Source organism: Candidatus Lokiarchaeum ossiferum (genome assembly GCA_025839675.1).
Classification (GTDB): Archaea; Asgardarchaeota; Lokiarchaeia; order Sigyniarchaeales; family Promethearchaeaceae; genus Lokiarchaeum; species Lokiarchaeum ossiferum.
Window position 1 is genome coordinate 5,255,954 of sequence record CP104013.1, and the last position, 12,434, is coordinate 5,268,387.

General features: G+C 31.5%; 8 protein-coding genes. 4 read left to right on the forward strand and 4 right to left on the reverse strand.

Annotation, left to right across the window (positions count from 1 at the left end; translation table 11 throughout):
- Positions 1-9 precede the first annotated feature (9 nt).
- Positions 10-1,401, reverse strand: a complete 1,392-nt coding sequence (locus tag NEF87_RS22475) for a roadblock/LC7 domain-containing protein (protein ID WP_457917592.1) — start codon at positions 1,399-1,401, stop codon at positions 10-12.
- Positions 1,402-1,558: 157 nt separating this feature from the next.
- On the opposite strand from NEF87_RS22475, the gene NEF87_RS22480 reads away from it, so the two are divergent.
- Positions 1,559-2,833, forward strand: a complete 1,275-nt coding sequence (locus tag NEF87_RS22480) for a hypothetical protein (RefSeq protein ID WP_457917593.1) — start codon at positions 1,559-1,561, stop codon at positions 2,831-2,833.
- A gap of 19 nt (positions 2,834-2,852) precedes the next feature.
- Here NEF87_RS22480 and NEF87_RS22485 read toward each other — a convergent pair whose 3' ends face one another.
- Positions 2,853-3,635, reverse strand: coding sequence for a deoxynucleoside kinase (locus NEF87_RS22485; RefSeq protein WP_457917594.1), 783 nt, complete (start codon positions 3,633-3,635; stop codon positions 2,853-2,855).
- Positions 3,632-3,754 (reverse strand): hypothetical protein, encoded by a 123-nt coding sequence (locus NEF87_RS22490; RefSeq protein WP_371803766.1) that lies wholly within the window; start codon positions 3,752-3,754, stop codon positions 3,632-3,634. Before NEF87_RS22490 ends, NEF87_RS22485 begins: the two co-directional genes overlap by 4 nt.
- 117 nt (positions 3,755-3,871) lie before the next feature.
- On the opposite strand from NEF87_RS22490, the gene NEF87_RS22495 reads away from it, so the two are divergent.
- The 3 genes from NEF87_RS22495 to NEF87_RS22505 are packed head-to-tail and all read left to right on the forward strand — an operon-like array spanning position 3,872 to position 8,608.
- Positions 3,872-5,266: a TldD/PmbA family protein gene (locus tag NEF87_RS22495; RefSeq protein WP_457917595.1), complete on the forward strand. Its 1,395-nt coding sequence runs from the start codon at positions 3,872-3,874 to the stop codon at positions 5,264-5,266.
- Positions 5,267-5,280: 14 nt separating this feature from the next.
- On the forward strand, positions 5,281-6,657 hold the full coding sequence (locus NEF87_RS22500) for a TldD/PmbA family protein (protein WP_457917596.1): 1,377 nt from the start codon (positions 5,281-5,283) through the stop codon (positions 6,655-6,657).
- A 28-nt stretch (positions 6,658-6,685) separates the two neighbouring features.
- On the forward strand, positions 6,686-8,608 hold the full coding sequence (locus NEF87_RS22505; protein WP_457917597.1) for a hypothetical protein: 1,923 nt from the start codon (positions 6,686-6,688) through the stop codon (positions 8,606-8,608).
- A 70-nt stretch (positions 8,609-8,678) separates the two neighbouring features.
- On the opposite strand, the gene NEF87_RS22510 is transcribed toward NEF87_RS22505, so the two are convergent.
- Complete coding sequence (locus tag NEF87_RS22510) at positions 8,679-12,131, reverse strand: hypothetical protein (RefSeq protein ID WP_457917598.1); 3,453 nt, start codon at positions 12,129-12,131, stop codon at positions 8,679-8,681.
- Between the last annotated feature and the right edge of the window lie 303 nt (positions 12,132-12,434).

A 12,434-nucleotide genomic window follows, 5' to 3' on the forward strand; every position in this document is an offset into this window, starting at 1 on the left:
ATTAATTTGCTATATCATTTTCTTTTTCTTTTCTTCTGAACTTAAATCTAATTCTGCCAAAGCTTGTAGCATTGCATCTTCTTCAATATTAAGATCTGAATCATCATACTCGCTTGAAATTTCATTAAAATCAGGGCTTCCATCATCTTTGATTTTAAGTTCAGTAGTAAATGCATCAAATGTGGCGGGTTCAGATTTTTGGATTATTTTTTGTTCCGTAACATAAATCTCATTTGCTTCACTGTCAAATTCTTCGGTTTTCGGGGCAAGAGAGCCTATTTCAAAAGAAACATAATCTTCAAGAGCTACTGGTGGAACTTCTCCCTCATAAATCACAATTCCGTAAGGTAAATCTTTTTTCTTTTCTTTTGATTTCGCTGAAGTGCTCGGAGTTGCAACCATGTCTGCGATATCATCTAAGGCTGCTAAAATATCGTCCGGTAAACCTTCATTACTCTCCTCAACAGGTTTTATACTTTTTTCTTCTGTAGCGATTTCTGAGCTTTCAGGTTGTATAGTTGAAGTTGGATCCGAAGATAAGGAACTCTCGGATATCCCGTCTAGCGCTGCAAGAATATCGTCCAAGTTTTCTTCTTCTGTATAGCCTAATTTCGCAGAATCGGGTTTAGGGGGTTGCATATCTGAAGCCATTTTTGCAATATCACCCAATATATCATCTTCCGATTCTGAAAATTGGTTTTCAAGCATATTATTGTCATTAACTGTTTGAGCTTGTGATATTTGATCTTTGGTAATTGGAGTTGGTGCAAGATCATCCATATCAAACATCATATCTTGATCAATTCCAACGATATTATTTTCATTTGGACTCACTGCGACATCTTCATCGCTCCAATCCTTAAGGAAATCTAAAACTCCTTCCATAGCGGCCATATCTTGGTTTGTGCTTTTGTCCATTTCAAAATTTTCAGATAAGTTTGCTTTTGCTTCTTGTTGAATTCTTTGATCTCGGTCCCTATTTGCTTCAATTTCTTTTTTAAGGGCATCGGTTACTTGATTTCCCGCTAAAATGAAGGCAAATTTATGGGCTGCATTTCGTAAATATTCCATATAAAAGCCAACACGTAATGGGTTTTCAATTCCTCCAAAAAGCATATATTCATTATTCACAAATTGTAATATAACAAAACCTGAATCGGATTTAACTAATATTTCACGCAAACTTCCGTTGTCGACTGAAGTGCACAATCTTTCTGCAAGATCAATCAATGCGGAGCTGCTGGCCGTTTCTGCATCAGCATCCATTTCATCACTCGTTGCTGTAGCGATTTTCATACCAATTCGACTTATAACTGCAACTCGTTTAAGATCCGTCCCACTTTCAATTCTTTGGATTTCATTCATTAGTGCTTTTGCCGTTTCAGGTTCAACCATGGACATTGTGAATTCAACTCAGTAAATCTGATTCTATATATAAATAAGTTCTTGTTCTATCTATAAAACTTTACCTTGGCAAACAAGAAAAAATTTTGTTTACTTTCGGATTCCTCTCATTCTCGTCATTTAAATATAATCTTACAAAAGAAAATCGAGAACAATGTTTAGAGAGAATAACTCATCTTATTTTGAAAAACGAAATGCCATTCCAAAAACATCCGACAAAATTAATTATGTTGGCAGTCGTGCGTTATTTGATCCCAATTTTGTACCAGATGTTTTTGTTGCTAGAGAGAATAAAACTCAGTTGTTAAAGGGAACGCTTTTGGATGCAGTTGAAGATAATTATGCAACAAATGTAAACATGTATGGTTTGAAAGGAACAGGTAAAAATCTTTTTGTGAATCAGTTTTTCAAAAGTCTGATTAAAAATCAATTCAATCGTAGAAATAGGAATATAGCTTGGATTGAACCATCTAAGAAATCTCCAAATTTTCTTATAATCAAAATAGATTGTGAGAAAAAGGAATTGGAACAAGTTTTCTTTGCGATTTTAGAGCAACTCGCTCGTGAAATACAATATTCTTTGAAAATTGATGAAATCATTCGTCTAAGTCCTGGAAAATTATGGAACTTAATCAAAATATTGATCAATAAATTTTCCCTTCCCATTCTTTTATATCTGCAACAAATTGAGTATATAGACTCCCAAATTATTTCAAAATTCTTTGCTTTTGCTAAAAGCACTAAAAATTTGCAAATTATTACTTCCATTAATACTGGAATTCAAAAATATTCTTTCAAACAATATGAGGGATTACAACACCGTATACAAATGGACGATTACAACACTTCGGAATTAAAAAAAATAACCCAAGATCGAAGTACTATGGCATTTCATAATTCTCTCGAAGTGGAGTCTATAAATATGATTGTTGATTATGTTTCTGATTTTGATCTGCAAGTTCCAGGATCCTGCATTAATTATTTGAAAGAAATTCATCCTTACATGCAAGGAAGGGGCCAAATTTTTTCAGATGATTTGCGAGGGATAAGTCAATATCATTTTGATAGTTTTCATTTAGATTCTTTGTCCTTGGCAGATTATATTGTTGATACTGGAATTGAAGAACGTCTATTTTTGGAGTATATTGTAAATTATTTTCAGAAGAAAGATCAATATTACATTCCATTTTCTGAAATCAAAAATGCATACAAAATGACAAGTGAAGAATTAGGTTTTAAATCAGAATCAGATGAATTTTATTCCTATCTGCAAGGGATTACGAATATGCAAATCTTACGTCCAAGTCATGATCAAAAAATTCAATCTCCACAAAGATACAAGGGTATATACCCAATAGCACACTATCTCACAGTTCCACTTGAAGAAATCAATGATGTTTTGAGTTTTTCGTTCGGAATTATGGACTAAATTATGTTATCATTAATGATTAGTCACACCAATTGGTCAATTTAGATTGATTGATTGGTATATTGACTTTTTTTTTCAATTGTAGGCCTGATTTTTGTTCAATTATCTTAAATATTTCACCTACAACGTCTTGAGGGGTTTTATTTTCTGTCCAGATACGAAAGAATTTATTACTTTTCTGAAGTTTGAATTCTTTAAAGATTTCTTCATATTTCTTTAAAACTCTGAGTAAATATTGATAATCATCTTCATTCCATTTTTGCCGTTCTTTATCTAAGGATCCACGTTTATAAATTCTGCTCATAACTGTTTTCGGTTCAGCTTCTAAGTAGATAACACATTCATCTAACCAAGAAACGGATCTATAAGTATCATCAATTAAATCATAATCAATTTTTGGCAATGAAAGTGCTCTGGCATAAATTAACGTGGAGAGTGGACTTCGATCGAGAATAGCAATATTTTCCCGATGGTTTTTGATGAATTTCGAAACTAATCTATTCCGCTCAATCATTTGTTGATTATAGTGAATTTCTGCCCGAAAAGCGGTTTGTTTATTTTTTGATCCAAAAGGAACCGGTGGAACTGCTCGAAGACGTTCAGGATATAATTTGATATTTGTAAAATCTTTGAATGTTTTACTTAAAATGTTATATATTGTTGTTTTACCCACACCGTGAACGCCTGCAATAGAAAAAATGAAACCATCTTTTTTGGTTCGCGATGTTTTTTTGTGAGATCTACGCGCTGATTTTTTTCTAGTTCTTTTCTGGTAATCGCGATATTTATCTAATGTGGTCATGAATATCCCTTCTGAGATTTTTGTTTCTGGTAGCGCTTAAATCTGACTTCTACAATTGTTTCTGTGTATTGAGGTCTATTAATCTTGGTATTAATTTCCCAATATGAATCAACTGTCACTAACTTAAGTTTTTTTAGATCCTATAAAAAATCGAATGGTTTACAAAATTATTAGATTAGGAAACCAATTCGGGATAAAACTAATAAGGGAGAAAAATACTTTAAAAAGTGATAGATGTGAGGTTTGAAGATCGGGAAAATATTATTCAGAATATGCAAGAAATTGTTAATTCTATACCTTCAAAATATTACAGCGATATCCTTTTTGACACTACATCTTCTTTAACTGTTTCAAAATCTCGTTCTGGAGAAAAAGTTAATGCTAATTTGAAAACAAGAGGATTTGTCTTTAGAATTTATAATGGTGAACGCTATTATGAACTTTCCACTGCCGCAACTGGTATTTCAAAATTAAAGGAAAATGTAGCAAAATTGTTAAGTAATATTGAGAAGAAATCAACAATTGAACTTGTTTCTTATCCAAAGCATGAAATTGATAGAGATGTCCCGATGAATATTGATTTCACTCAGATGGCTCTTTCTGATAAATTATCTAAAATCAATAATGTTTATGATACTCTAAAGAAGATTGATGATCGCGTTCAAAATTCGGTTATCCGGTATCAAGATTCGATTCAAGAGAGAATTTTTGTGAATACAGAAGGAAGTATTTTACGCCAAAAAATTCCTCGAATTTCCACCTATCTTGCTCCTCTTGTAAAAGTAGATGGAAGGAGTGATTCTGATTATCATTTTGTCAGTGGTCAAGGTGGATTTGAAGTTCTAAATGCAATCAATCATGCTCTTCTCTCTGATTTGGTTAAATCTTCGATCGAATTGGCTCAAGCTCCGTTACCTCCAACGGGAAAAATGCCCGTTGTGCTAGATCCAAGTGTTTCTGGATTTCTCTCTCATGCTGTTTTTGGTCATGGTGTCCAGGGAGATGCTATTTATGAAGAACGCAGTGTTTGGAAAAATCATTATCAAAAACAAGTGGCTTCAGAAATTTTGAGTATCACCGATAAACCAATAGATGGAATCTATGGTAATTATTTCTTTGATGATGAGGGTGTGTTGTGTCAAAAAACACCACTAATAGAAAAAGGTATATTAAAAAATTTTCTTCATTCTCGGATGACTGCGAGTCTATTAGGGATGGAAGGTGATCTTCATGGAAATGGACGAAGACAAAGTTTCATGCATCCGATTTTTCCCCGGAATTCAAATACCTTTATCGAACCTGGAGATTATGATATTGATGAAATCATTTCCGAAATGGAGTATGGGTTGTTATTAGTTAAAGCGAGTCACGGCTTGGAAGATTTTGATGGTTCAATTCATTGTAATTCAAAATCTGGTTATGTTATTGAAAATGGTGAAATTAAAGATCGAGTCAAGGGTATATCATTATCGGGCGATGCGATAAACATGCTCATGGCTGTAGATGCTGTCTCAAAAGGACCCGTTGATTTTATTGGGATGAATAGTCGAAAAGGGTTGAATGAAATGGTGCCTATATCTTTTGGTGGAGTCTATATACGATCCACCAATGGATTTGTAAGTCCAGGATAAAGGAGGGTACTGTGATGTCACAAAATGAAATGGATTCAAAATATAACTCAATTGAAACTGTTGCAAATTTGGTTAAGTCAGAAATTAGCAAAGCAGGGATTCCAAAATATGATATATATTTACTTGATGAACGGGTAAATGGGATCTATTTTCGGAAAACTACAATTGCTGAGCAAACTAATTACCATAATATATCTTATTTTATTCGAGTTTTCGAAGATAAAGGTCCTGAAAACATGGGTATAGGGGTGGTTCAATTAAATTCCATCCGATCTGAAGATATTCAAAAAGCCATTGAATATGCTCAAACCATCGCAAAAATGAATAATGGTCCAAAATATGACTTAGTGGCACCAGGTAAAAACTATCCAAACCCTGTTACCTTCGATAAAAATGTTTGGTACCATCCAGAAGAATTCTTAAATGAAAAATCACTGGAATTACGCCAAGGATTAACCGAGCTTATTCCAGCAGTCCCAAATTTTGGAACTCTTCGAACATATAGAAAACAAAAAATGTTGGTAAATTCCGCGGGACTTCATAAATTAAAGCGAAGTACCAATTTTGGATATGAATTTTCTTTCAAAGCTATGAAAGCTGGAAGAATGGCAGAATATTGGCCAAGTGGGTATATCAAATCGGCTCAAGATTTAAAGTTTTTAGAACGCATCCCTGAATGGGCTTCAAGAGCTCGTGATGCTCTGAGAGCCACACCTCCTCCCTATGAACCTTCAATTGATGTAATATTTGCTCCGTCAATTGTACGATCCGCTTTGCTTGCGACAGTTGGATATTCTGCTTCAGCCCAAGCCTTGTTTGAACGTTATTCCCGCTTCAAAAAAGATAAAATCGTTGCCTCAGAAAATTTCACATTAGTCGACGACGGTTTGATTGAAGGTGGACTCGGAACTTCGGCATGGGATTCCGAAGGAAATCCAAAGCAAAGAACTCCAATTATTGAGAATGGGGTTATGACAAATTTCCTCTTTGATCAAAAATTTGCTACCTTATTAAACGAATATTCAACTGGTAATGCTCAACGTAAACCTTCAAAAGGTGGAGATATGACTATCGAGTTTAATAATCTTGTTGTAAACCCTGGCGATCAATCCTTAAAAGAAATTGTTGCTAATTCAAAGAAAGCTCTCCTTCTAATTAAATTTCCTTGGATTCATCCGAATTCAATTACGGGTGATTTTGGTGCTTCCATTGATAATGCTTATATGATTGAAAATGGGAAGATGACTCGTCCTATTCGTGGAGGGAGTGTTTCTGGCAATATTTATGAAATGCTTAAAAATATTGATGCAATTTCAAAAGAAACTCGCACTGTCATGAATTCTAAGGTTCCTTATATCAAATTTAAAAATTTGCACCTATCATCCAAATGATTTTTTTCTTTTCCAGAGGATCAATCTAATGAAATTAAAGACTCCAATGAAAATTTTGTCCATTTTTGGAATTATACTCTTTGCAGGTCTTACTCCTTCGAGTTCTTATATCACAATCATTGATTCTTTATCAACATCTAAAGGTTCCCTTATTCTCCCTAATATGGAAGAAATACCTGGTGGCGAAGATACTCAAATACAGTATGGGCCGACCGGCAATCTTCATGTCATATATTATGAGAGATTTCTTGGAACAAATTCCTTGAAATATTCTGTAAAACATAATGATCAATGGAGTATTCCACACACAATCTTAGAAAATACAAATCATCAATTGACCTTTGATTTTTCAGTTGATTTGAATGACAAAATCCATCTTTCCTATGGTGATTCTTTCGGGAATATTACTTACCTCACAAATTCTAAAGGATTCTGGGAAGACCAAGCCCTCATATCAAAAAATAATAAAACTTTATCATCTGAAATCAATCTTGGGGCTGATTCCTTTTTCAATCTTGCAACCTCCACGGAATTTAGTCCTCAAAATAAATCTTTAACGTTTATCTACCAATATCCTACCTTAAATCACACTGTAATAAATCAAACAGTTTATATTAATTCCTCCCAATCTGGTGAACCCAGCATTTCTAATATAAATCTTGTTAATAAATCAATCTGCGTTAACGTATCTAAATTCGATTCTACATTGATTGAAACATCTCCTTCCATGGTTTCTGATTCGAATGGAACAATTCATATTGTTTATGAAGGATTATGGAACAATCCTCAATACCCAGATGAGCCGATTTGGGATGTGTTTTACACCACATTTACAAAGAATTATACTTCATACAAATTTAGCTCACTTACAAATGAAACTACAATTATCAATTCTACCACCAATGAAACTCAATCCATCCTTACCAACACTACCACTTACATTTCTAATCGTACAGGATGGTTTTCGAATCCAATCCAATTATCAAATTCTACGCCATCCCTTCAATATTTATCTCCAATAATTGCGAAGGGAAATAATAATCAACTACATGTGAGCTGGATTCAATCCATTAATAATACGGAATATATGTTAGAATTAGGGAGTTTGAACAAAAATCACACTGTTTGGAATTCCAAAATTCTACCTTTTGCTGTGCCCCTTTCTGAAATAAAATATTCCATGGTGATTGATTCTTTAAATACTTGTCATTTGATCTTCAAAAAACTTGAATTAATTTCCAATTTAACTCGTTTCTCTAATTTGACTTATTTTAGTAACCATACTGGCTATTGGAAATACTCCCAATTGATAGAACCATTTTATTCTCTTTCTGATTTTGATATTAAATTAGATCCCATTAATAATCGCCCTTTTGTTATGGTTTCTGGAAAAATCACGGAAAATTCAAATTTGCAATCTTTTATGCTGAAATTTGTGGAAGGGGCTTTTGGAAATGAGTTGGGGTATTTGTCTTCCATAAATGGGAAGCAAATCACACTCCAAACAAAGAAAGATGATTTTATAACTCCTGTCGATATAAATTTACCCGCCTTTGATTCATCATCTCAATATATCCAAGCCTTCTCTAAACGTCTGGTTTCTTTATCCTTAACCCTCGAAAATTTGCAGTCGTATGATCAATCCCTTTCTTTAAACATCGTTTTAAGAAATGTTTCTATTATTCAATTGGCAGAGAGTAATTATTTCACCCAAAATCTGAGTTCTTTAGCAGCTCATTCATATGAAGAATTCTTGTGGGAATTTGAATTTATTTATGCAGGTTCCAGAATAATTGCCTTAAATATTGAACGAGATGGCTCTATTTTGTATTGTATTCAGTTTATTGTCATTATAAAAGAGAGTTTTTCAATGACTCCTAATTTCCTCATCTTTTCTGGGTTGATTACTGTGTTTAGTGTAGGATATTGGTATTTAAGAAAAAAATCTTGATTGGTTAATAATGCTCAGAAATTCTTAATTTATATTTAAATAGAAAAAAAAAGGTATGTCTTAATAAGATTTACTTTTTCTTTTTTTTTAATATTATTAGAACAACTACCGAGGATAAAACAATTACCCCTGAAGCACCACCAATAATAAAATATGTTAAGTTATTACTATTATCTTCATTTTCTAATATAGTTATTATAATTGATTTTTCATTTGATTTACCATAACCATCTTCAATTACAATTTTGACTTCATAGGTTCCTGATTCCCAATTGTCTACATTCAATATGATAGAATCTCCAGATTCCCATGAACCAGTACTATATTCTGTTCCATTAACATAAATGGTAAATTTTGTGTCCAAATCAAATTCTGGATCTGTAATACTCCATGTAATATTAGAAATAATATTAGTTGAAATCATATCATACATAGGATCTGATATTTGGGGTATGTTATTTTGTTGTATCGTAATAAAAACAGAATTATATTGTTCTCCACCTGCACCATCAGATAAATACAGTGTATAATTATTTTCCCCTTCAATTATCCCAGATAATGAAATATTTATCGAATTTTGTCCTTCATTCCAAGATCCTGTCAAAATAATTATATCGTTTTCAAATATGATGAATGTGCCTGAAGGGCAGTAACTATCTGAAATAATCCAAGAAATTTTAAAATTAGACAAAAATGCATAGCTTGCATTATTTGGAGTAAATACTGTTGGAGCGAGATTAATTACATTGACCATCAAAGTATCATTTATTTCTTCACCTAAACCATCAAATACTTTTATTGTAATGTTATGCAATCCTATAGATAATGATTCAAGAGAAAGTGATATTGGCAAAATATTTGTCCAATAGTCTGGATTGTTAATTATATCATTATTTACTGATGAATTATCTATGAAAAGTTCATACGATTGATTCAAAGTTGAATTATCTTGAACATACCAAGTTAAAATTCGGTCAGTATTATTGAATTCTATTATTATATCCTCATAACTATTTAAAATTGGCTTTTCATTTACAATAGTTTTGTTAATTTTGAAAAATATTGAATAATTTTCATCCATATCTTCAATTTCGTTAAAATTATTACCATATAATTTATTTCCATAATTCAGTCCAATTATATATTCTTCATTTGATATATTTATTGATCTATAATTAAAACAAATATCTCCATTTTCCCATATAATGGCTTGAAAATCACCAATCATCATATTAGAGGATTCAAGAGTAAAATTCATCCATGAAATTACAATATAAGAATCTTGACTATTTACAAATACCTTACTGTCTTCACTTATTTCAACATTAGATAAATATGGAGCAATTACATAGCTTGTATTTTCAGAAGTTGATGGAAATGAAGATATGGAATCATTAATTTTTGATTCAAAAGCACGAATATATCCACGTAAAGAAATATAGAGTGATGAAACTTCTCGGTTAAATAAGGTGAAATTAAAATGAAGAATCTCTAAATATTCTCCCCCATCTTCAAAGGTAATTTCTTTTTGGTTTAAAGGTTCAATCCATTGAAATCCTGTATTATTATATGCCGTATATTCATACATTGGATATATAATACAATTTACACTTTGATTTTCAGATATTGTGCTATTTCCATAAGAATTTTCTGCTACAATTGCATAATAATATGTCTGGTTTTCAAAAACAATATCATGATATTCATTTATTGTTCCACCTATAGTGATTAAAGGTGTTAATCCTGAGATATCATCTATTTCTGAAATTTCTCTGAAAATATGATAGTAATTAATATCAATTTGATCATTCCAAAATAGTGAGATAAGCCCATCATAATTAGGATTTGGATTTATCTCATTTACAATTGGTGCTGAAGGTATATCATAAATTACCTCTACTTGCTCACAATTTGAAATGCTACTGTTTCCATTAATATTCTCTGCACATATTACATAATAGTATTCATCTTCACTAGGTACTATATCGATAAAAACATTTTCATCATCATCCACTGTTGCAATAGGAAGTGAACTTGATACATCTGTAATGATTGAAGTGTCTCGAAAAATATGATAATTAGAAACTTCTGGCATAATCTGCCAAGTTAGGTAAATATCCCCATCATTATCTGGATTAGGGGATATTGTAGATAACGTTGTCGGATTAGGCACAGAAAGAGTTACTTCTACTTGTTCACAATCAGATATTGATGAGTTTACAGTGCTATTAGTTGAAATTACTACGTAATAATATGTATCATCTACAGATACTATATCATGATAAAAATTATATGATGTTGTTCCTATTGGAGATAAATTTGATATAGAATCGATAATTGATGTATTTCTGAATATAATGTACTCAATCTCACCTTCCCCAGTTATAAGGTCCCAAACTAAAGTAATATCCCCATCTAAATCAGGATTTGGATCAATTTCATATAAATTTGGTCTGTTTAATAATATTTGTTGTATTGTTATATTTTTACAATTTGAAATAGTTGAATTAATAAGTCCATTTCCTGCTACAATAACATAATAATAAGTTCCATCTGGTACTTTATCGATATATTGTGTTTTAAACCAATCATCTGTAAAGCCTATTGGTAATAATCCGGTGATAGAAGTTATTTCAGATTGAGAACGGTAGATATAATAAATACTAGCTTCTTCTATTGAAGACCATGTAATTATTACATCTCCATTATCATTATAACGTTTTGAAACGGATTGCAAAACTGGTGTATCTATTTGATCGCCATCAACCACTGGATACATATCATATCTTGATTTACCTTCCGAAGAAAATATATGAATATAATAAGTTCCTGTAGTTGGAATTGATTTTAATTCAATAATATGAGAGTATTGATAAATATCATCTATAAGAAAAGGTGTAGAATTAAGAATTGTTACTCCATCACCATCTAAAATCTCAATTTGCAAATTTGCATATTCATAAGAATTTAAGCAATAAAATGTTAAATTCCAGTTTTCAAGAAGCTCAATTTTATAATAATCATCATCTAAACAATATAAATCTGTATAGTATGTATCAAAAATAATTGATTTTGCATTTAAATAATCACTATTACTCTCAAATTCATCATCTTTATAATCATCTATGTATAAATGGTAATAATCTTCTGTTCCCCCAAGAAATTCTACCAATATATAATAAGTTTCTGTCGCAGGAATATTTTCTATATAAATATGTGCAGAAAAATCACCTATTTCTCTTATTCCTACTTCAGTAGTTCCATCTTCTCGATATAAATGAATATCATATAGACAAATTTCTTCTTCAACATAGAAAATAATACTTACATTTTGATTCAATATTAGATCAATAGACCACCAATCATCATTATCAAGATATCCATAATCATTTGTATATTTAGAAATTGATGTGGCATCACCTAAATTATCGTTAGGTTCAGTTTCAAATGAAGATTTTACCGTGAGATTCAACAAGTTTTGATTCACATATTGCATACCTGAAAACACAGTTACAAAACTCATAAAAAAGAAAATTGAAAAAAATATCAATCCAAAATTTCTTTTTTTATCTTTTTTATACATGGTTTCAATTACTTCATTTAACTTTTTAAATTTTAATTTTTTTTTTTAAATCCATTTTTTCATAAAATTAATTACCCCATTGTATAAAACTTTTGATTCTTGACCAACCAGAGTGTCTAATTGTGAAAAATGGCATGATCTTAGCAAATAACTCGTCTTTCTGGTTTGGAAAAACTCTAAGCGGTTATCCTGTCTTCTTACTCGACACTATTTGGCGTCCATGATTCACTTTTCATGATACAT